The organism is Neochlamydia sp. AcF95, from assembly GCF_018342455.1.
Classification (GTDB): domain Bacteria; phylum Chlamydiota; class Chlamydiia; order Chlamydiales; family Parachlamydiaceae; genus Neochlamydia.
Genome location: NZ_JAEMUC010000006.1, coordinates 1 through 22,360, shown reverse-complemented (window position 1 = coordinate 22,360; position 22,360 = coordinate 1). Strand labels below are relative to the sequence as shown.

At 37.2% G+C, this 22,360-nt stretch carries 12 protein-coding genes and 2 pseudogenes; 9 read left to right on the top strand and 5 right to left on the bottom strand.

The annotated features are described in order from the left end of the window. Window positions 1-15: 15 nt before the first annotated feature. Together NEOC95_RS00380 and NEOC95_RS00375 are read right to left on the bottom strand one after the other, a co-directional pair. Entirely contained in the window at window positions 16-720 is a 705-nt protein-coding gene (locus tag NEOC95_RS00380; protein ID WP_213150952.1) for a hypothetical protein, read from the bottom strand. A 17-nt stretch (window positions 721-737) separates the two neighbouring features. Next, window positions 738-1,340, bottom strand: a complete 603-nt coding sequence (locus tag NEOC95_RS00375) for a type II secretion system protein (RefSeq protein WP_166158556.1) — start codon at window positions 1,338-1,340, stop codon at window positions 738-740. A gap of 380 nt (window positions 1,341-1,720) precedes the next feature. On the opposite strand from NEOC95_RS00375, the gene NEOC95_RS00370 reads away from it, so the two are divergent. The 5 genes and pseudogenes from NEOC95_RS00370 (at window position 1,721) to NEOC95_RS00355 (ending at window position 8,486) form a co-directional block, all read left to right on the top strand. Further along, window positions 1,721-2,752 (top strand): aldo/keto reductase, encoded by a 1,032-nt coding sequence (locus NEOC95_RS00370; protein WP_166158553.1) that lies wholly within the window; start codon window positions 1,721-1,723, stop codon window positions 2,750-2,752. Between the two features lie 736 nt (window positions 2,753-3,488). Further along, window positions 3,489-7,727, top strand: a complete 4,239-nt coding sequence (locus NEOC95_RS00365; RefSeq protein WP_213150951.1) for a tetratricopeptide repeat protein — start codon at window positions 3,489-3,491, stop codon at window positions 7,725-7,727. Further along, window positions 7,690-7,791 (top strand): tetratricopeptide repeat protein, encoded by a 102-nt coding sequence (locus NEOC95_RS00360; protein WP_213150950.1) that lies wholly within the window; start codon window positions 7,690-7,692, stop codon window positions 7,789-7,791. The genes NEOC95_RS00365 and NEOC95_RS00360 overlap by 38 nt, the downstream gene beginning before the upstream one ends. A gap of 11 nt (window positions 7,792-7,802) precedes the next feature. After that, window positions 7,803-8,018: pseudogene (locus NEOC95_RS09650) on the top strand (tetratricopeptide repeat protein); the annotation flags it as partial. A gap of 18 nt (window positions 8,019-8,036) precedes the next feature. After that, a complete protein-coding gene (locus NEOC95_RS00355) occupies window positions 8,037-8,486 on the top strand; it encodes a tetratricopeptide repeat protein (RefSeq protein WP_502710253.1) in 450 nt (149 codons plus the stop codon). 186 nt (window positions 8,487-8,672) lie between these two features. On the opposite strand, the gene NEOC95_RS00350 is transcribed toward NEOC95_RS00355, so the two are convergent. From NEOC95_RS00350 to NEOC95_RS09645, 3 genes are all read right to left on the bottom strand, one after another. Then, window positions 8,673-9,014, bottom strand: a complete 342-nt coding sequence (locus NEOC95_RS00350; RefSeq protein WP_213150946.1) for a hypothetical protein — start codon at window positions 9,012-9,014, stop codon at window positions 8,673-8,675. Between the two features lie 18 nt (window positions 9,015-9,032). Continuing rightward, a complete protein-coding gene (locus NEOC95_RS00345; protein ID WP_213150959.1) occupies window positions 9,033-9,749 on the bottom strand; it encodes an IS1634 family transposase in 717 nt (238 codons plus the stop codon). A gap of 263 nt (window positions 9,750-10,012) precedes the next feature. Then, window positions 10,013-10,132, bottom strand: coding sequence for a transposase family protein (locus NEOC95_RS09645; protein WP_213150944.1), 120 nt, complete (start codon window positions 10,130-10,132; stop codon window positions 10,013-10,015). Window positions 10,133-10,412: 280 nt separating this feature from the next. Between NEOC95_RS09645 and NEOC95_RS00335 the strand changes: the two genes are divergently transcribed. The 4 genes and pseudogenes from NEOC95_RS00335 to NEOC95_RS09315 all read left to right on the top strand — a co-directional run. Continuing rightward, window positions 10,413-13,766 carry a tetratricopeptide repeat protein gene (locus tag NEOC95_RS00335; RefSeq protein ID WP_213150942.1) on the top strand — a complete coding sequence of 1,118 codons (3,354 nt, stop codon included), beginning with the start codon at window positions 10,413-10,415 and terminating at the stop codon, window positions 13,764-13,766. Window positions 13,767-13,848: 82 nt separating this feature from the next. Further along, complete coding sequence (locus NEOC95_RS00330) at window positions 13,849-17,214, top strand: tetratricopeptide repeat protein (protein ID WP_213150940.1); 3,366 nt, start codon at window positions 13,849-13,851, stop codon at window positions 17,212-17,214. A gap of 558 nt (window positions 17,215-17,772) precedes the next feature. Then, window positions 17,773-21,345 (top strand): tetratricopeptide repeat protein, encoded by a 3,573-nt coding sequence (locus NEOC95_RS00325; RefSeq protein WP_213150938.1) that lies wholly within the window; start codon window positions 17,773-17,775, stop codon window positions 21,343-21,345. Between the two features lie 134 nt (window positions 21,346-21,479). Further along, window positions 21,480-22,250: pseudogene (locus NEOC95_RS09315) on the top strand (helix-turn-helix domain-containing protein); the annotation flags it as partial. Window positions 22,251-22,360 lie beyond the last annotated feature (110 nt).

Sequence of the window (22,360 nt, the reverse complement as noted above, 5' to 3'; positions counted from 1 at the left end):
GGTGAACCTTAAATCTTATTTATTATAGATGATGGTAAAATCAGAGAAAGGGAATGGATAGATCAAAGTCATCGGCTCTTTTCTCTCTTTAGCTTTTAGAATAATTTTAATCATGGCAGGTAACTGGTTATATTCGCTTTTCCAATCCGAGTGCTCCCAGCTGTCTGCAGGGTGAATATCTGCTAACAGATAACTATCTTTATTAGAACTTCCTTGAGGTGCTTTATTGCCAACTAAAGAACGATCTTTTTGGGGAGGAATATAAAAATTGAAAGCTAAAGACTCTATACCTTCCATCAAAATTTCATTTTTCATTTTCAGGGAGGCAAGAGAGGGCCAAAATTTGGGAGAAGGAAGCGTGGCTAAACGTAGATTATCATCAACATCTACATACAGGCGTCCTAGTACATGATTAGCAAATAAGGGATCACGGTTAGGTCCAAAATTGTAGGTAAAAACTAAGCTAGGATTATTAGGCTTTAATAAGCCGTTCACATCCTGGCTAGTATAAAAGAAAAAATCTTTTTCCTCTGTACGGGGAGAGACCGCATGAGAAAGAATATCAGAAAGGCGATTTTGCACATAAAATATCTGAAAAGCTTTAACTTGAGATTTATTGATATCTTGATTCCACCACTCCATATCACGATAAAAATGTAAAAGCAGCGTAAGGAGCAATGAGGTCAATGCCATAGCAACCATCAGCTCTATTAAGGTCATAAATTTCTTTTTGTGTTTCATAGAAGGGGAAAAGGTTGTTTGTAATCCTGAGGAGCTAATTTTGAACCCCTAAGATCACGCAAAATAAATATTTTATATTTATAAACGAGGGGTTGCTGAACATTTATTTTATTTTTGGGCGTAAGGTCGGAAGTAAATTTAAAAATAAGGTGAATAAGATAGGCGGTAGACTTTTGCTGAGAAGTGTTTTTCTTAGGTTTATGAATGATCGGTTCGAAATGATAGGAGCCTTTAAAAGGCAGACTTTGCTGTTGATTAAGCGCTTTAAGATCTTCTGCAGAGAGGGAAAAACTTTTTTTTTCTTCAATATCTGCCCAGTTAATCTTATTAGTAAATAAGTCTTGATAAATTTGGGCAAACAGCAAAGTCACTACGCGATCAAGCTCTATCTTCTTGATAAATTCGCGTTGGGATTTAGCGATGACAACTTGGGGGTAGATTAAAGGAAAGATGCACAACCCGGTAAGGGCAAAAGCGATAAGCACTTCCAGAAGTAAAACATGCCTTCGAGAATGAGGTCTGCTCGAGCGTTTTAGGTAGTGGCGAGGAGGTAATACTTTTAAGAGCCATACAAAAAAAGAGATAAAGGGAACTTGCATGCTTTAAATATAAGAAGTTAAATGTTTTGATTTTATCTTACCCGACTTTTTAATGTATATCCAAATGCGTTAGACCATCGACCTTAAGGGCTAAAGATATTTAAGATTATAAGTTATCTATAGATTTTTATAAAAAATTACATTAAATAAGACTAAAGGCAGATGCAAAATTAAGCTGGATAGGAAGGGAGTAAGTAGGCACTTAACTAAGGAATGAAGAACATCTTGTAGGTTAATCCAAAGATAAAGAGTTTTTGTTTTCCTGCTTTTTGCTAAGAGTTTCTCTTTTCTTCTTAAAGAAGAAACGAAGAATATTGTGCAAAAAAATTATTTTTAATGGTTAAAGTTCTAGAATAACAAAAAATCACGAGGGTTTAAGTATGGAGTATCGTCAATTAGGAAAGTCGGGCCTTCAAGTTCCAGTATTAAGCTTTGGGACAGCTACCTTTGGTGGTTCTAACGAATTTTTTAAGCCCTGGGGTGAAACAGATGTAAAAGAAGCGAGTAGGCTAGTTGAACTTTGCTTAGATAAAGGGCTTAATTTGTTTGATACGGCGGATGTTTACTCGCAAGGCAGATCCGAGGAAATTTTAGGCCAGGCTTTAAAGGGTAAAAGAGAAAAGGTATTAATTTCTACTAAAGCCACCTTCCAAATGGGTGAGGGGCCTAATGACCAAGGGTCTTCCCGTTTCCATCTTATAAAAGCTTGTGAGGCTAGCTTAAAAAGGCTAGGCACAGATCATATTGATATCTATTTCATGCATGCCTTTGATGCGCTCACTCCTGTGGAAGAGACTTTAGGAGCTTTAGATCATTTAATTCAAAGCGGTAAGGTGCGCTACATTGGCTGTTCTAACTTCTCCGGATGGCATGTGATGAAGTCTTTAGCCGTTTCTGAAAAATATGGCTTAGCTCGTTACGTCGTTTATCAAGGTTATTACTCTTTAATAGGACGCGATTATGAAGAAGAGCTTATGCCGCTAGGCTTAGATCAGGGCATCGGTTTAATGGCTTGGAGCCCTTTAGGATGGGGAAGGCTTACAGGGAAAATTCGTCGTGGCAAGCCCTTACCAGAAGGAAGGCTTAAATCTGGGGGTGATATAGGAGGACCTCAAGTTGACGATGAATTCTTATACGATGTTCTCGATGTTTTAGAGGAAGTGGCACAAGAAACTGAAAAAACTGTTCCTCAAGTGGCCATCAATTGGCTATTACAGCGTCCTACAGTCGCTAACATCGTGTTAGGAGCACGCAACGAAGAACAGCTTAAGCAAAATTTAGGAAGCATAGGATGGAATTTGACGCAAGAGCAAGTGGCCAAGCTTGACAAGGTGAGTGAAAGGATGCCCTCCTATCCTTACTGGCACCAACGCTTTTCCCGTGAAAGAAATCCTTCTCCCTTAGTGAAGTAAACAATAAGAGAAAATCAATGAATTATACTCAAGAAAATTAAGAGGGATTTTAACGATAAGATTATCTTGTCCTTATGCATGAATAAGCTTGGAAAAAATGTAAAAGCTTTTTTAGAGGTATTCTAAGCTGATTGATAACTTAAGCATTTGGGTGGGATAATCTGCTAGCTTAAAATGAATTTTAATGTTTTTTACATAAAACTCACCTTAGTAATTCAAGAGGAAAGGATTGCCCATAGGCCTGCTTACCCATCCTCATTTGCAAAAGATAATAAGCATATTGCCTACCAAAAATTAACTTAGTGCACAAGAGGCAGGCATAAAAACTAAGAGCCGGCCCAGCAATGTATAGCAAATCGTTTGAAGTTGAATATGAATAGGGAGATGGGGAAGATAACAGCTTGCCAGTAAACAAGCTATGCAATGCCCCAGCTAGTATTATGTAGAAAACTTGGCACCTGCTTGGGCACGATAAGCCGCGGAAAGGTATGTAGAACCACTGAACCGATAAGACAGCATAACGGCGATTAAGCCAGGATTATTAAACTTTTGTTCAGGATGTTAGTGAGATAGAAAGAAATTTTGCTTAAAAAGCTCTGAATATGAGATAGAAGGAAATTAGAAAAAACCATTAATTTTTTGTTTGTATAAGCAAGTGAGCCATACTTAGGAAGAAGAGCGTATAACGCTATACGCGCATGGAAATACAAGTAAAGCTAAAAAAATGGATAGACGAATGAATCTAGACAATTTATCCACTAGCTCTTTTACATTTCCTGCATTTCAGGAAATAGAAAACAGAACACAGGATCGAAAACTAGGCCCCTATACCGAGATTAGCTTAGAGATCTTCGAAAAACTGGCATGCCAAGGCCTATGTCAGGCAAGATTAGTCTGCAAAGAATGGAAGCGATTAGTTGAACAAACCAGCTTATGGAAAAAGCTTTATTCAGCAAGCTTTGAAGTTGGTTCGCAACAAGAAGAGCAACCTGGTGATAAGTTACAACCTATAGATCTTTCTTCTTGCAAGTGGAATAAAGCTCAAATTGCTAAATTTTTATGGCAAGACTCTACGACTATCATTAGTGATTCCATAAAAGCAAAAGTAAAGGCTGCCGCTGCTTATCTAAAAGAAGAAGGCGTTGAATTAAAAGGTGTGGCTAGTGATGGAGACTGCTTCTTTAGCGCTTTTTTAGGAAGCTATGCTTGTCTTTCTAGAAAAATTCCTTTATTAGACGACTGTGAAGATAAAATTTCTTATTTAAGGCAAGTGCTCGCTGATATTATTAAACACACCGACAGCGAAAGAGCCGAAGAAATAAAAAGAAAAGCTACTTGGGTAAGTGGCTTAGGGGAAGGTGATCTATTAGCCTCGGCCTTATCTATTCCTATTAGGCTAGTAACAATTAATGAAGAGAAGTTGGTTTGCGGTATACATGATAGGCTGATCTTCTCAAAACAAGGCTTATCTGAAGAGAATAGATCGCAGGAATGGAAAACTATCCCTCAAAAAGAAAGACTTAAAGAATACATTTTTATCGTGGACTTAGGGGGCCACTTTGCTTATGCGCAGAAGCATTTAAAGCAAGACCTCCCTCTTTTCTTAGATTCGAAAAGCTCTTCTACTGCTTTTCTTTCTAATTCTTTACCTATAAATGCATTAAAAAGCCCCCTAGAGACATCGGGTAGTAAGAAGCTTTTATCTGACGAGCAGATAAAAGAAGCAGAAGAAGCCTACACGCAAGCTTTAAAACGTGCTGTTGAAGAGAAAGACCTTATTCAAGAAAGCTTTTGTATAGAAAGACTAGGTGATATTTATTTAAGAAAAGAGACGTCAGAAACGCTTTTGCAAGCGGCAGGGCTTTACAATTATGCCTTACGCCTAGCTCCTCAGGAAAGACAGGAAATCCTTAGAAATAGACTTTTTCAGGTACAAAATTTACTTGTTAAACAATGTAGCGGCAAACCTTTTGATCCTGTGGTAATGAGGAAACAATTTGAAAGTAATCGCAATACCTTGAAAAAATTTAGAGAAGAAATTGAAAAGAAAATACAAACTTTGCCAGAGAATCCTTCTTCTGAGAGTGTTAGAAAGCTTTATGGTGAGATAGCTCACCAGATAAAAACATTTTTTGGACAGCTTACACTACAGGCGTTGCATCAATTAGATACCGAGCCTTGTGAATATGCCATGATAGGCTTTGGTTCATTAGCTAGAGAAGAGATGACTCCCTATTCTGACTTAGAATTTGGTATTCTTATACAAGAAGATACTTCAGTAAATAGAGAATATTTCAAGTGTTTTACAATCCTCCTTCACTTGCAGGTTATCAACTTAGGAGAAACCATTCTTCCTGCTCTAAACATTCCTTGCTTAAAAGCCATCAATTTTTTTGACAGTATAACACCAAGGGGTTTTGCCTTTGATGGGACAGGAGTAGAAGGAAAAGGCTGTAAAACCCCTTTAGGCAATGGCAAGACATTCGAGCTTATCCAAACCTCTGAAAAGATGGCTCAATATATTGGTAAAGATGAAAATGGAGAGTGGTGGCATGAAAAAGAGCCTCATCTTCCGATGGAATTGCTAAATTTTACCCATTTGCTAGGCAGCGAAGAGCTAACTGAACAATATAGGCAACATGTTCACAGCACACTTAATACCTCTTATCAAGATAGCCTTGATCTGCGTCAGTATTTGGCCAAGCAGCATCTAGTGGTAGCTGATATGATAGCTTTTGACCCAGGAATGGGTGATTTAGGCAGGCATGGCATGCTTTTTAAAGTAAAAAATGATTTTTATCGTTTTCCTCATTTAGCTTTAGATAGGCTAGCCCTTCTTATAAGAATAGCAGCTACCGACACTTTTACTAGGATCGATGACCTAAGAGAGTTAGAAATTATAACGAAAGGGGCCAGTGAAAGGTTAAGGGAATGGATGAGCCTAGCCTTATTCATGCGTCTTAAAACTTATTCTCATTATCATGCGCAACAAGAGATGATGAACCCTCTTCTTAAACCCTTCGGTTTTGAGGATCAAGATCTTATTGAAAAGCAGTTTGCTTTAGATCATAGGGCCTTAAAAAATGTAAAAAAAATCTACTCTATTTTTATTCCTTTTTATCAAGCGATTATAAAATTTTTAGCAGGCAATGAAGAAGAACTTAAATCTTCTGATTTGGACGATAACTCTCCAGTGACGCAAGGTCATATAGCTTTAAGGCTATTTCAACATAAAAAAGCAGAAAAGTGGTATCTTTTAGCAAAAGAAGCAAATCCACAAGATTCGAGGGTTTTAAGTGCTCTTGGAGACATCTATTTAGAGCAAGGCAATTTAGAACAAGCGGCAGAGTATAGCAACAAGGCGCTTGCTATTGATCGTAAGATTTTTGGTAAACATCATCCTATGGTGTCAAGAGATTACAATAACCTAGGAGCAATTTACCAAGTTCAAGGCCATTTAGACAAGGCGACAGACTATAGCAACAGAGCGCTTGCCATTGACCTTAAGCTTTATAGTGAAGATTATCCCACGGTGGCAATTTATTACAGCAACCTAGGAGCAATCTACCAAGCTCAAGGCAATTTAGATAAGGCGGTAGAGCATAGCACTAAGGCGCTTGCCATCGACCTTAAGCTTTTTGGTGAGAATCATCCCATGGTGGCAATCTATTACAATAACCTGGGATCAATCTACCAAGCTCAAGGTAATTTAGACAAGGCAGCAGAGTGTAGTAACAAAGCACTTGGCATTAACCTTAAGCTTTTTGGGGAAAATCATCCCAAGGTGGCAAGCTGTTATAATAACATAGGACAAATCTACCAAGAGCAAGGTAATTTAGAAAAGGCAGCTGAGTACAGCAATAAAGCGCTTATCATTAACCTTAAACTTTTTGGTGAAAATCATCCCATGGTGGCAGTTTACTATAGCAACTTAGGAGCAATCTACCACGTCCAAGGTAATTTAGACAAGGCAGCAGAGTGTAGCAACAAAGCACTTGGCATTAACCTCAAAAATTTTGGGGAAAATCATCTCAAGGTGGCAGGAGATTACAATAACCTAGGACAAATCTACCAAGCTCAAGGCAATTTAGACAAGGCAGCAGAGTGTAGCAACAAAGGACTTGGCATTAACCTTAAGCTTTTTGGTGAGAATTATCCCAAGGTGGCAATCTATTACCACAACCTAGGAGCAATCTACAAAGAGCAAGGTAATTTAGAAAAGGCAGCTGAGTACAGCAATAAAGCGCTTATCATTAACCTTAAGCTTTTTGGTGAAAATCATCTCCAGGTGGCAAGCTGTTACAATAACATAGGACAAATCTACCAAGAACAAGGTAATTTAGAAAAGGCAGCTGAGTACAGCAACCAAGCACTTGCCATTGGCATTAAACTTTATGGTGAAAATCATCCCATGGTGGCAAGTTGTTATAGCAACATAGGAGCAATCTATCAAGAGCGAGGCCATTTAAACAAGGCGGCAGAGTACAGCAATAAAGCGCTTATCATTAACCTTAAGCTTTTTGGTGAAAATCATCCTAATGTAGCAATCATTTACAACAACCTAGGGCAAATTTACAAAGCTCAAGGCAATTTAAAGCAAGCAAAAAAGTCTACTAACTTAAAACAAGCAGAAGAGCATACCAAAAAAGCGCTTGCTATTGACCTTAAGCTTTTTGGTGAAAATCATCCTAATGTGGCAAGAGATTACACCAACCTAGGACAAATTTACAAAGCGCAAAGCAATTTAAAACGAGCAAAAAAGTCTACCAACTTAAAACAAGCAGAAGAGTATACCAAAAAAGCGCTTGTCATTAACCTCAAGAGTCTTGGTGAAAATCATCCTAATGTGGCAATCTGTTACAAAAACCTAGGACAAATTTACAAAGCCCAAGGCAATTCAGACAAGGCGGCAAAGTGTGATAACAAAGCACGTGCCAGTGGACACTGCTCAAGGCCATTTAGACAAAGCGCTTGAGTATAGCAGCAAAGCGCTTGCTATTGGTCTTAAGCTTTTTGGTGAAAATCATCCCAAGGGGTAACCGCTTATAACAACCTGGGGCAAATCTACCAAGAGCAAGGTAATTTAGATAAGGCGGCTGAGTACAACACTATAGCGCTTGATATTAACCTTAAGCTTTTAGGTGAAAATCATCCCAAGGTGGCAATTTTCTACAACAATTTAGGACAAATTTACAAAGAACAAGGTAATTTAAATAAGGCGGCTGAGTATAGCACCAAGGCGTTTGATATTAACTTTAAGCTTTTTGGTGAAAACCATCGCAAGATGGCAGCTTTTTACAACAACCTAGGACAAATTTACAAGGAGCAAGGCAATTTAGATAAGGCGGTAGAGTATCTCCACAAAGCGCTTAACATTAATCTTAAGCTTCTTGGTGAAAATTATCCCGAGGTGGCAACAAATTACAGCAATCTAGGAACAATCTACCAGGAACAAGGCAATTTAGACAAGGCGGCAGAGTACAGCAAAAAAGCGCTTATCATTAACCTTAAGCTTTTTGGTGAAAACCATCGCGAGGTGGCAATTTATTACAATAATTTAGGGATGATCTACCAAAAACAAGATAAGTTAAGAAAAGCATTCAAGCATATCAGTAAAGCTTTGGAACTCGCCTACCACTTATATGGAAAGGATCATCCCAATGTAATAACAATTTGCAATAACCTACAGGTACTCTTCTTAGAGACTTATTTAACAGGCCTTAGGAAAAAGTAGCTTTTTCTGAAGAGAGTATAATTTTTTAATCTAATTGGAGGGCATAGATTAAAAAATCATTAGTATGGCGAAATTTTACTTTTTAAAGGCAAATAATACTAACTTAATAGCTCTTAAATGAGTGTAGGAGGGGAGAATCTTGTAGCAAGGTGCCCCCCAATATTTGCACTGGCTTGTATTAAACCTTTATGCCACCAGACTTGTTTTAAAGGCATTTTTTATATTAAATTTTTTTGACATGTTTATCTGTGATTTCTCATCACATTTCAGAATAATAGATTTTTGGTAAGGAGGCCCTAAGCATCTAAGGATAATTCTATGACGTTCTTTCAAATTGGTAATTTGCAATTTTTTATGGTCAATAAAGACCATATGCAGGCCTAGAAAACAGAAAAATACCCAGCGGGTGGTTGGCTTTTGCGTAGGTTTCTTAAGTTGATTTAAGAAGTTCTCACCATTTTCTCGCAATTTTTCTCGGATTTTATATTCAAGCGCAAAATAAATTAAAAGGCATAGAGTCATTACCATTAAAAGAGCTTCAATTCTTTATGGCTTTTTTAGAAAGAAAGAAGAGACAAAAAAATCGGGGCTTTTCAAGAATCTAAATCCTCTTTCTACACTTTGCTGTGCCTTATATGTTTTCAAAACTGCCTGAGCAGGAAAAGAAGTTACATCCATATCATTAGTTGCTAAGATGAAAAACCCTTTGCTCCTCTCTAAATCTGCCTTGTTAAGCAAAGAGCAGGTTACTGTACCTTCTAGGCGATAGCTAAGCATAGAAGTTTTCTGCCCAGCTTTGGGTCGACCAGATGTAGTATGCTTTTGAGTCGCTATAACTTGAGGTTCTATAATTTGTATATATTTAAGCTTTTTTGCAAACTTATCTAATTGGCGCTTAGCATCGTTGGGGCATGAAAACTCTTGCTTTATAAACTTAAAGAAAGCTTTAAATTTTTTTTCACTGCCCTTAAGATAATGCTTGGCTAAAGTAGGGCATTCTCTTTGATAGGCCGCTTGACTAAAGATAATTACCCATCTTTGTTCAACACCGGCATAGCAGGAGGTGCTCTCAAAAGCTCGATAGCCTTCTGTTATTGCTACCGTCTTGTCGTAAGGCACTTCAAATATGAGCTCTTTAGCCTCTTTGATTTGCATGGGCACACGCATGATAAATAAGCTTTGTTCTTCTTTAAAAGCTTGTAAGGTGGCTGGCGTATAAAGAGCATTGTCTCCTACTATATAACAATTCTCGTAGGCTTGCAGAAAGCTTTTTGGTTAGGTCAGTAATCAAAACAGCAAAATCTTTATGCTCTTCGCGTATAGCAATTTCATTAATATCGATGACTTGCGTAGATAGAACGGTTGTAGGTGTTGTTTGTTCGTAGCTTCCTTTTGGTAAATCTCTGCAGCCGTTTTATTCTCCATCTCAAATTTTAAGCCTATGGAAGAAGCCGCTGTTTTTTGACAGCATCTATAGATTTACTGATCATATAGTTTGGTAGAGTGCCTATAAGGAGAAGCAAAATCTAAAGATCCATTAAGTTACAATAACATTCTTGGCATTCAAACCTTCTTAAATCAATTTCAATGTAACAAGCTCGTCCAGCTAAATCTACATCACGGTAAACTTTTGGCTTAATATCCAATTAAATTAAACGCTGACTGACCATAGTGGGAATATAGCAGCACATTATTTAAACGAGTAATTAAAACTCTAGCCGTGCCATCTTAAATGTAAATTTCCTTATATTTTATTTCTTCCAAATTAATAAAATTTGTTATATAATTTTTATTTATTATTTATTCACTTTCCTGCTTTTCTTTAAAATATTAATAAAGGATACATGCTATTTTATTTAACTAATTTCAATCTTAAACAAACCTTTTACTAGGCAGATCTCCGAAGAGCCAAAATAGGATAATCTTATGAATCAGTTCTCATCAGATCCTCTCTGTATTCATCCCTTAATTTTTCCAGCTTTTGAAAATAAAGAAGAATATTCTAGTTACTCAACAAGAGATACCACAGCTTATAGAGATATTAGTTTTAAGATATTTAAAGAACTGGGGTTACAAGATCTATGTCAAGCCAAATTAGTCTGTAAGGAATGGAAATATTTAATTGAAGGTGGCTCTTTAGCTATAAAAGCTTATACTCTAGCTTTAAAACTTTTTATTCAAAAAGGCAACACTATTAAGGAAGCTTTTTGCATAGAAAGGCTAGGTGATATTTATTTAGGCAAAGATAGTACTAAAGCATTGCTTCAAGCCGTAGGGCTATACAATTACTCCTTACGTATTTCTTCGGAAGATCAACAAAAGATTATCAAAGAAAAACTTTTTAATGCGCAGCGCCTACTTACTAGAATTTGTGGAGGAAAACCTTTAAGCAATGAATTAATAGAAAAACAATTTGAAGGTAATCGCGAAGTATTAAAAAATTTTAGAGAAGTAATAGAGAAGGAGATTCAAGTACTGTCCGAAAATCCCTCCCCTCAAGAAGTAAGAAAGCTTTATAGAGATATTGCAAAGGATGTAAAAAGCTTTTTTAGCATTCTAACTAACCAAGCCATTGATGTCTTAGGCGATGCACCTTGTGAGTATGCCATGATAGGCTTTGGCTCGTTAGCTAGAGAAGAGATGACTCCTTATTCTGATCTAGAATTTGGGGTTCTTATACAAGAAGATACTCTTATAAATAAAAAGTATTTTAGGGATTTTACAAATCTACTTCACTTGCAGGTTATCAACTTAGGCGAAACGATTCTTCCTGCATTGAACATTCCTTGCTTAAAAGCCATCCATTTTTTTGATGGTATTACGCCACGCGGCTTTGCTTTTGATGGTGCAGGGGTAGAAGGAAAAGGGTGTAAAACTCCTTTAGGCAATGGTAAAACATTTGAGCTTATCCAAACCCCTGAAAAGATGGCCCAATATATTGCTCAAGATGAAAATGGAGAGTGGTGGCATGAAAAAGAGCCTCATCTTCCTATGGAGCTGTTAACCTTCACTCACTTGTTAGGCAACGAAGAGCTAACCGAGCAATATAGACAAAGTGTTCAACACAAACTTGCTACACCCTATCAACAAGATTTTGATCTTCGTCAATACTTAGCTAAAAAGCATTTAATCCAGGCAGATATGATATCTTTTAATCCAAACCTAAATGATCTAAGAAGACAAGGTATGCTTTTTAGAGCTAAAGAGGACTTCTACCGTTTTCCTCATCTAGCTTTAGATCGCTTGGCTCTGTTTATAAAAGTGACTGCTTCAAATACCTTTTCCAGGCTTGCTCAGTTAAATGAGCAAGGGATTTTAACGGATGAGGCTGCTGAAAAGCTAGAGGAGTGGATGAGCATAGCATTGCTTATGCGCCTTAGAACCTATTCCTACTATCAATCTCAGAAAGAGATGATGAACCCTTTAATTAAACTCTTCGGATTTGAGGATCCAGCTCTTATTAGAAAACAGTTTGCTTTAAATCCGAAATTATTAAAAAAAGTAGAAAGAATTTACAGTATTTTTATTCCTTTCTATCAAGCTGTTCAAAAGTTTCTATCTGGCGATGAGGAGGCTCTTAAGTCTTCCACTTTAAATGGTGATTTGCCTCAAATCCAAGGGGACATAGCTTTAAGATTATTTCAACAAGAAGAAGCAAAAAAGTGGTATATCTTAGCAAGACAGTCTACCCCACAAAATCCTGACATTATAAATATTTTAGGACTTATCTACGAAGAGCAAGGTGACTTAAAGACTGCAGCTGATTGTATCAATCAAGCAATTGCTACGGAGTGTGAACATGCGGAAAAAGATTACTTTAAGATGGCAAAGTTTTATAACAATCTGGCGCAAATCTATACTCAACAGGGGAAGTTAGAGCAGGCAGAGGAGTTTGTAAAGAAAGCGCTTGCCATTGGACTTAAGCCTAAGAAGGGAAATCTTGGTATTGTAGCAATGTCGTGTAACAAACTAAGCCAAATTAATCTTGCTCGAAGAAGTCTAGAGCTGGCGATAGAATATACTAACACAGCGCTCGTTATACACTTGAATTTTCTTGGTAGAGATCATCCTGCTGTAGCAGTGGAATATAACAATTTGGGGGTATTCTACACAGAACAAAAAAATTTTGCGCTCGCAGAAATTTATACCATGAAAGCGCTCAATATTGACATTAAGCATTATGGCGAAAATCATCCTGCCGTGGCAAGAGATTATAACAATCTAGCTTGGGTCTACCTTGGCTTAAAAAAGCTAGAAAAGGCAGATGAGTATAGCAAGAGAGCCCTCAACATTAATCTCAAGTTGTTTGGTGACAATCATCCTACCGGAGCAGCTTATTATCATACGCAAGGTGTAATTTATAAGAACCAAAGGAATATGAGTCAGGCAGCTGAATATTGCGAGAAAGCTTTAGAAATGCAACTTAGGTTATCTGGTGAAAAAAATTTAAATGTAGCAATCATTTACACCAACTTAGGGGCGATTTATAAAGAACAAGGAAAGTCAAAACAGGCAGTAGAACGGACTAAGAAAGCGCTTTTTATCATTCACGGCCTGTTTGGTAGAAAGCATCCTAATGGGATAAAAATTTATTATAGTTTGGCGGAAATCTATATATCCCAAAATGAATTAAGATTGGCGGGTAAATACATTAAAAAAGCACTTAAAATTGAGATTCCACTTTTAGATAAAAATGATTATAGGTTGGCAAATTTTTACCACCTACTAGGGCAAGTCTATGGAAAACAAGGAAAACTTGGTCGGGCAGCTGAGCATGCTAAGAAAGCGCTTGAGATTAAGATTATGCATTCTGGTGAAAATAATTTAGAAGTTGCAAAAGATTATGATAAATTAGGAATGCTTTATCTTAAGCATGGAAATTTAGAATTGGCAGCTAAATGCTTTAAGAAAGAGATTAAAATTAATACGCTGCTTTTTGATGAAAATCATCATAAACTATCAATCCTTCATTATCAGCTGGGGCAAATTTATATAAAGCAAAGAAATCTTGATCAAGCAGCTGAACATATGAAGAAAGCTCTTGAAATTAAGATTATGCATTCTGGTGAAAACCATTATAAAGTAGCCATCCTTTACAATAATTTGGGAGCGATTTATTTAGCACTGGAAAAATTAGAATTGGCAATCCAATATGCCGAGAAAGCGATTAACATTAAGACAGCACTATTGTTTAAGGAAAAACATTTTTCTATTGTAATGATGTTTAGCGCCCTAAGAAAACTTTATAGAATGCCAGAAAAGATTGGAATTGGTAGCTAATTATGCTAAGAAAGCGCTTGAAATTAAAGCTTCATTTCATGAATAAAGAGCATCGCTTAAAAAAGCTAAAGCTAGCTAAAAAATGGATAAGTTTATGAATCAGCTTTCATCAGAGCATTTCCGTATTCACTCACTTATATTTCCTGCCTTTAAGAATGAAGAAGCACATGGTAGCTATTCTGCAAGAGATACTACTGCCTATAGAGAGATTAGCTTAAAGATATTCAAAGAATTAGGATTACAAGATCTATGCCAGGCTAAACTAGTCTGTAAGGAATGGAAACAACTAGTTGAAAGTAGCTTTTTAAGTGAAAAAGCCTATACCCAAGCCTTAAAGAGTACTGTTGAAAAGAAAGACCCTATTCAAGAAAGCTTTTGCATAGAAAAATTAGGTGATGTTTATTTAAGAAAAGAGACATCAGAAACGCTTCTGCAAGCGGCAGGGCTTTACAATTATGCCTTACGCCTAGCTCCTCAAGAGCGGCAAAAAGTTCTTAAAGATAGACTTTCCCAAGTTCAAAATCTTCTTGTTAAAAAATGTAAAGGCAGACCTTTTGATCCGGTGGTAGTAGAAAAACAATTTGAAAACAATCGTAAGGTATTGAAAAAATTCAGAGAAGAAATAGGTGAGAAAATTCAAAAGCTACCGGAAACTCCTTCTTGCCAAGAGGTGAGAGATCTATATGCTGAGATAGCTTGCCAGATAAAAATTTTCTTTGAGCAGCTTGCAATACAAATTTTTGACAATTTAGGTCCTGCTCCATGTGAATACGCCATGATAGGTTTTGGCTCCCTAGCTAGAGAAGAGATGACTCCTTATTCAGACCTAGAATTTGGCATTCTTATAGAACAAGATACTTCAGTAAATAGAGAGTATTTCAAGTGTTTTACAATCCTCCTTCACTTGCAGGTTATCAACTTAGGAGAAACCATTCTTCCTGCTTTAAACATTCCTTGCTTAAAAGCCATCAATTTTTTTGATGGTTTAACACCTCGGGGCTTTGCCTTTGATGGGGCAGGAGTAGAAGGAAAGGGGTGTAAAACCCCTTTAGGCAATGGCAAAACATTTGAGCTTATCCAGACTCCTGAAATGATGGCCCAATATATTGGCAAAGATGAGAAAGGCCAGTGGTGGCATGAAAAAGAGCCTCATCTTCCGATGGAATTGCTAAACTTTACTCATCTGCTAGGGAATCGCGAATTAATTAAAACCTATAATGAAAATATTCAAGAAATACTTAATACCCCTTATCAAGAAAGCCTTGATCTGCGTCAGTATTTAGCTAAGCAGCACCTGGTGGTAGCTGATATGATAGCTTTTCATCCAGGAATGGGTGATTTAGATAGGCATGGCATGCTTTTTAAAGTTAAAAATGATTTTTATCGTTTTCCTCATTTAGCTTTGGATAGGCTAGCCCTTCTTAAAAGAATAGCAGCTACCGATACTTTTACTAGGATTAATAAGCTAAGTGAGTTAGAGATTATAACAAAAGGAGCCACTGAAAGGTTAAGGGAATGGATGAGCCTAGGATTATTCATGCGCCTCAAAACCTATTCCCATTATCAAGCGCAACAGGAGATGATGAATCCTCTCCTTAAGCCCTTTGGATTTGAGGACCAAGGGCTTACTAAAAAGCAGCTTGCCTTAGATCATAAAGCTTTAGAAAAAATAAAAAAAATCTATCACATTTCTATTCCTTTCTATCAAGCGATTACATTATTTCTAACAGGCAATGAAGACATACTTAAATCTTCTGACTTGGAAGATAATTCGCCAAAGACACAAGGGGATATAGCCTTAAGGCTTTTTCAATATAAAAAAGCAGAAAAATGCTATCTTTTCGCGACAAAAGAAAATCCAGAAAATTCGGAGGTTTTAAGTGCTCTTGGAAACATTTATCACGATCAAGGCAATTTGGGCAAAGCGGTACAGTACAGTACTAAAGCGCTTGTTATTGACTTTAAGCTTTATGGTGAAAATCATCCCAGAGTGGCAATATGTTACAACAATTTAGGAGCAATATACAAAGAGCTAGGTAATTTAGAAAAGGCGTTAGAGTATAGTAACAAAGCGCTTGCTATTGACCTTAAGGCTTTGGGAGAAAATAATACTATAGTGGCAACTCATTATAACAACCTAGGGCAAATCTACAAAGCTCAAGGCAATTTAGAAAAGGCGTTAGAGTATAGTAACAAAGCGCTTGCTATCACCCTTAATCTTTTTGGAGAAAATCATTCTACGGTGGCAACTTATTATAACAACCTAGGACAAATCTATAAAATACAAGGAGATTTAAAAAAGGCGGCAGAGTATTTAAATAAAGCACTTGCCATTGACCTTAACTTATTTGGTGAAAATCACCCCATTGTGGCCATTCGTCATAACAACCTAGGACTAATCTACCAAGACCAGGGTACTTTAGACAAAGCTGTAGAGTATAGCACTAAAGCGCTTGCCATTGACCTTAAGTTATTTGGCGAAACTCATCCCAATATAGCAAGAGATTACAATAATTTAGGAGCAATTTACAAAGACAAAGGCAATTCAGGCAAGGCGTTGGAGCATAGCAGCAAAGCGCTAGCCATTAATCTTAAGCTTTATGGTGAAAATCATTCTAGTGTGGCAACCCATTATAATAACCTAGGACAAATCTATAAAGACCAAGGCCATTTAGACAAAGCGGTAGAGTATAGTAACAAAGTGCTTGCTACCAACCTTAAACTTTTTGGAGAAAATCATCCTATGGTGGCAAGTTGTTACAGCAACCTAGGAGCAATCTATCAAGACCAAGGCAATTTAGGCAAGGCGATAGAGTATAGCAACAAAGCGCTTGCTATTGATCTTAAGCTATTTGGGGAAAATCATCCCGCTGTAGCAAGAGATTACAATAATTTGGGAGCAATCTACAAAGACAAAGGCAAATTAGCTAATGCGGCAAAGTATATGAAAAAGGCGCTTGCCATTAACCTTAAGCTTTTTGGTGAAAATCATTCTAGTGTGGCAACCCATTATAATAACCTAGGACAAATCTATAAAGACCAAGGCCATTTAGACAAAGCGGTAGAGTATAGTAACAAAGTGCTTGCTATCAACCTTAAACTTTTTGGAGAAAATCATCCTATGGTGGTAATAGATTACAGCAATCTAGGACAAATCTGCCAAGAGCAAGGCAATTTAGGCAATGCGGAAGAGTGTAGCAACAAAGCACTTGCCATTAGCGTTAAGCTTTTTGGTGAAAATCATCCAAACACAGCAATTCTTTATAATAATCTAGGAGGTATCTATCAACAACAAGTCAATTTTGATAAGGCATTTGAGCATATGAGTAAAGCCTTAGAGCTCGCCTATCGTCTATATGGAAGAAATCATCCTAAAGTAATAAAATTTTGCAATGACTTAATGAACCTCTTCTTAGAGGCTTACTCAAAACAGCCTGGGCAAAAATAATTTTTTAGGGTAGGTGTTACATTACTTGGCTAGCCATTTTTTAAGAATCCTGTCTTATTGATAGCCAATATGCCGCCTTCTTTATCTTTTAACGAGCCGACTTGCAAGCTATCCTTTATTGCATCTGTTTCTCCAAAAGCTTAGGTAGTAGGAAATACTGAAAAGCATGTGACGTTTGCAAGCTGTTATCTTATACCTGATGCTAGCTATTTTTACATTCTGCCTTGCTGAATCCCCAGGTATATTGTAAAACTACCTATCTAGTTTCATTTTGAATAAGAAAAGTTATAGATTAAGGCTAACCCTTCTTTTTACTATGACTAGAGCGGCATTGGTTTCAGAAACAATCAGCCCGTGCGTGGCTAAGCAATCTCTATATACAAAAGAATCTTACCCCTTATCTTTGGCTCAAAAACGTTTCACAAAGCAAACTTTTTTGTTATCTTTTTTATAATTTATATAGTAGTTAAAATTTAAAATAGACCTTTCTTGCATTCAAATGTATTGCCAGTTATTTTGGGCTAAAAAACTATAACTAGCAAAAAACAGGCTAAGCTTATGAATCACGTTTTATCAGAACCTCCCCGTATTCACCCCTTGATATTTCCTACCTTTAAACATGAAGAAGAACATGCTAGCCTTTCTGTAAGAGGTTCTACCGTCTATGAAGAGATTAGTTTAAAGATATTCGAAGAATTAGGGTTAAAAGATTTATGCCAAGCTAAAATAGTCTGTAAGGAATGGAGGCGGCTAGTTGAAGGCAGTTTTTTAGCTGAAAAAACCCATACTCTAGCCTTAAAGCTTGTTATGCAAAGAGATAACTTTGTTAAAGAAGCTTTTTGCATAGAAAAATTAGGTGATGTTTATAGCGATAAAGGAACTGCTGAAACTCTCCTACAAGCCGCAGGATTATACAATTACTCCTTACGTATTTCTTCGGCAGATCAACAAAAGATTATCAAAAAGAAACTTATTAATGTTCAACGCTTACTTACTAAACTTTGTGAAGGAAAATCTTTAAGCAATGAATTAATAGAAAAACAATTCGAAGGCAATCGCGAAGTATTAAAAAATTTTAGAGAAGAAATAGAGGAAAAAATACAAATTCTGTCCGAGAATCCCTCTCCTCAAGAAGTAAGAGAGGTTTATAGAGACATTGCAAAGGGTGTAAAAAACTTCTTTAGCACTCTAGTCAATCAAGCCATAGATGTCTTAGGTGATGCACCTTGTGAATATGCTATGATAGGATTTGGTTCTCTAGCTAGGGAAGAGATGACCCCTTACTCTGACTTAGAATTTGGCATTCTTATCCAAGAAGACACTTCTATAAATAAAAAGTACTTTAGGAATCTTACAAATCTACTTCATCTAAAAGTCATAAACTTAGGGGAAACCATTCTTCCTGCTTTAAACATTCCTTGCTTAAAAGCCATCAATTTTTTTGATGGTTTAACACCTCGGGGCTTTGCCTTTGATGGGGCAGGAGTAGAAGGAAAAGGTTGTAAAACTCCTTTAGGCAATGGCAAGACATTCGAGCTTATCCAAACTCCTGGACAGATGGCCCAGTATATTGGTAAAGATGAAGAAGGTCAGTGGTGGCATAAAAAAGAGCCCCATCTTCCTATGGAATTGCTAAACTTTACTCATTTGCTAGGTAATGGGGGGCTAACTAAAGCCTATGATGAGAAAATTCGAGACGTGTTTGATATGTCCTATCAAAGAAGCCTCGATCTGCGCCAGTATTTAGCCAAGCAGCATCTGGTGCTAGCTGATATGGAAGCTTTTAACCCGGGAATGGGTGATTTAGATAGAGAGGGTATGCTTTTTAAAGTTAAAAATGATTTTTATCGCTTTCCTCATTTAGCTTTGGATCGACTAGCTGTCCTTAAAAAAGTAGCAGCTTTCGACACTTTTACTAGGCTTGATAAGCTAAGTGAGTTAGGGATCATAACAAAAGGAGCCACTGAAAGGTTAAGGGAATGGATGAGCCTAGCATTGTTCATGCGTCTTAAAACTTATTCTCATTATCAGGCACAACAGGAGATGATGAATCCTCTCCTTAAGCCCTTTGGATTTGAGGATCCAGATCTTATTGAAAAGCAGTTTGCTTTAGATCATCAAGCCTTAAAAAAGATAAAAAAAATCTACCAGACTTTTATTCCTTTTTATCAGTGTATCCAAGAATTTTTAGCAGGCAATGAAGATGCGCTTAAATCTTCTGATTTGGAGGATAATTCGCCAAAGACGCGAGGAGATATACTTCGAAGGCTTTCTCAAAATAAAAAAGCAGAAAAATGGTATCAGCAAGCAAAAAACGCAAATCCACAAGATACGGAGGTTTTAAATGCTCTTGGCATCATTTACAAAGGGCAAGGCAATTTAGATAAGGCGGCAAAGTATAGCAACCAAACGCTTGCCATTAGCATTAAGCTTTTTGGTGAAAATCATCCTAGTGTGGCAAGTTGTTATAGCAACCTGGGAGCAATCTATCAAGATCAAGGCAATTTAGCCAAGGCGGTAGAGTATAGCAGAAAAGCGCTTGCCATTAATTTTAAGCTTTTTGGTGAAAATCATTTTATGATAGCAAGATATTACAATAACCTAGGACAAATCTACAAAGAGCAAGGCAATTTAGACAAAGCGGTAAAATATAGCAAAAAAGCGCTTGCCATTGACCTTAAGCTTTTTGAAGAAAATCATCCCACGGTAGCGAGAGATTATAATAATCTAGGAGCAATCTACCAAGCTCAAGGCAATTTAGACAAAGCGACTGATTATAGTAAAAAGGCGCTTGCCATTAGCGTTAAGCTTTTTGGTGAAAATCATTCTAGGGTGGCAATTTGTCACAGCAATCTAGGGCAAATCTATAAACATCAAGGCAATTTAGGCAGGGCAGCAGAGTGTAGTAACAAAGCGCTTGCTATTGATCCTAAGCTTTTTGGAGAAAATCATCCCGGCGTGGCAATCGATTATAGCAACCTAGGGCAAATCTACCAAGCCCAAGACAATTTAGACAAAGCGTTAGAGTTTAGCAAGAAAGCGCTTGCCATTGACCTTAAGCTTTATGGCGAAAATCATTCTAGGGTGGCAAGTTGTTACAGCAACCTAGGACAAATCTACCAAGATCAAGGCAACTTAGACAAGGCGGCAGAGTATGGCACTAAAGCGCTTATCATTAATCTTAAGCTTTTTGGTGAAAATAATCCCGACGTAGCAATCTATTATAGCAATCTAGGACAAATCTATAAAGAACAAGGCAATTTAGAGAAGGCTGAAAAGTATAGCACTAAAGCGCTTGCTATTGACCTTAAGCTTTTTGGTGAAAATCATCCCAGCGTGGCAATCAATTATAGCAATCTAGGACAAATCTATAAAGATCAGGGTAATTTAGAGAAGGCTGAAAAGTATAGCACTAAGGCGCTTGCTATTAACCTTAAGCTTTTTGGTGAAAATCATCCCAGCGTGGCAATCAATTACAGCAATCTAGGAGCAATCTATAAAGACCAAGGCAATTTAGGCAAGGCAGCAGAGTGTAGTAACAGAGGACTTGCTATTAACCTTAATCATTTTGGTGAAAATCATCCCGACGTAGCAATCAATTACAGTAATCTAGGAGCAATCTATAAAGATCAGGGTAATTTAGAGAAGGCAGCAGAGTGTAGCAACAAAGCACTTGACATTGAGCTTAAGCTTTTTGGTGAAAACCATTCTCACGTGGAAACCAATTATAGCAACCTAGGAGTAATCTATCAAGCCCAAGGCAATTTAGACAAGGCGGCAAAGTGTGGCAACAAAGCACTTGACATTGAGCTCAAGCTTTTTGGTGAAAATCATCTTAGGGTGGTAACTCGTTACAGCACTCTAGGAGAAATTTACAAAGAGAAAGGCGATTTAGGCAAGGCGGCAGAGTATAGCACTAAAGCGCTTACCATTAGCGTTAAGCTTTTTGGTGAAAATCATCACAATGTGGCAATTTGTTATAATCAATTAGGAGGTATCTATCAGCAACAAGGCAATTTTAATAAGGCATTTAAGCATATCAGTAAAGCCTTGGAGCTCGCCTACCGACTATATGGAAGAAATCATCGTACAGTAATAAAATTTTGCAATGACTTAATGTGTAATAGATAGGACTTAATCTGACATTTGTGATAAAAATAAAGGAAACTCAATTTAAAAGCCGCGAAGCTTGAAGCCCTGTCGCTCATTAAAATTGGCAAGGCTGAAGTTGAAGTGAGCGGCTTAAGACTAATAAGGAGTATCAAATGTCAAATTTAGCAACTCATCAAAAAGTCATTAAAAATAAACTCGGTGTTTTAAAGCTAGCTGAAACATTAGGAAATGTATCCCAGGCGTGTAAGATGATGGGATATTCTAGAGATAGCTTTTATAGATTCAAAGAACTTTATGAAACAGGTGGAGAAGCAGCTCTTCAGGATATGACACGTAAAAAACCCTGTATAAAAAACAGGGTGGACGAGTCCATCGAAAAAGCTGTTGTTGATTTTGCTCTTCAAAAGCCTGCTTATGGGTAGTTAAGAGTATGCAACGAGCTTAAGAAGCAAGGAGTTTTCATTTCGCCAGGTGGCGTACGTTCTGTTTGGCTACGATACAATCTTGAGACCTTTCAAAAACGTCTCAAAGCATTGGAAGCTAAAATGGCTCAAGAAGAAATGATATTAACAGAGGATCAACTAAAAGCTCTTGAAAAAGCCAAGGAAGAAAAAGAAGCACATGGCGAAATTGAAACTGAACATCCAGGCTATTTATTATCTCAAGATACCTATTACGTAGGCACTATTAAAGGTGTGGGACGCATTTATCAACAGACAGTGATCGATACCTATTCTAAGGTAGCTTTTGTCAAACTATACGATAGAAAAAATGCGTTGGTAGCAGCAGATATGCTGAATGACCAAGTCATTCCCTGGTTTGAAGAGCAAGATATTCGTATCTTAAGAATATTGACCGATCGTGGTACAGAGTACTGCGGAGCAAGAGAGCATCATGAGTATGAACTTTATCTGGCCATTGAAGGTGCGCCGCAGGCGCGCAAAGAAGTTCAATATGAACTAAAACTTTGTGCTTAAGCTGTACAAATGATGGAGAAGGCCCTCCGAAGTCGGTTTTCAGGAACGGGCTTCAA

Excerpts from the sequence above, each read along its gene's own strand:
- NEOC95_RS00355 (WP_502710253.1), top strand. The coding sequence starts at position 8,037 with ATGGCAGCTTTTTACAACAACCTAGGACAAATTTACAAGGAGCAAGGC.
- NEOC95_RS00365 (WP_213150951.1), top strand. The coding sequence starts at position 3,489 with ATGAATCTAGACAATTTATCCACTAGCTCTTTTACATTTCCTGCATTT.
- NEOC95_RS00330 (WP_213150940.1), top strand. The coding sequence starts at position 13,849 with ATGGATAAGTTTATGAATCAGCTTTCATCAGAGCATTTCCGTATTCAC.
- NEOC95_RS00350 (WP_213150946.1), bottom strand. The coding sequence starts at position 9,014 with ATGGTAATGACTCTATGCCTTTTAATTTATTTTGCGCTTGAATATAAA.
- NEOC95_RS00370 (WP_166158553.1), top strand. The coding sequence starts at position 1,721 with ATGGAGTATCGTCAATTAGGAAAGTCGGGCCTTCAAGTTCCAGTATTA.
- NEOC95_RS00375 (WP_166158556.1), bottom strand. The coding sequence starts at position 1,340 with ATGCAAGTTCCCTTTATCTCTTTTTTTGTATGGCTCTTAAAAGTATTA.
- NEOC95_RS00325 (WP_213150938.1), top strand. The coding sequence starts at position 17,773 with ATGAATCACGTTTTATCAGAACCTCCCCGTATTCACCCCTTGATATTT.
- NEOC95_RS00335 (WP_213150942.1), top strand. The coding sequence starts at position 10,413 with ATGAATCAGTTCTCATCAGATCCTCTCTGTATTCATCCCTTAATTTTT.
- NEOC95_RS00380 (WP_213150952.1), bottom strand. The coding sequence starts at position 720 with ATGACCTTAATAGAGCTGATGGTTGCTATGGCATTGACCTCATTGCTC.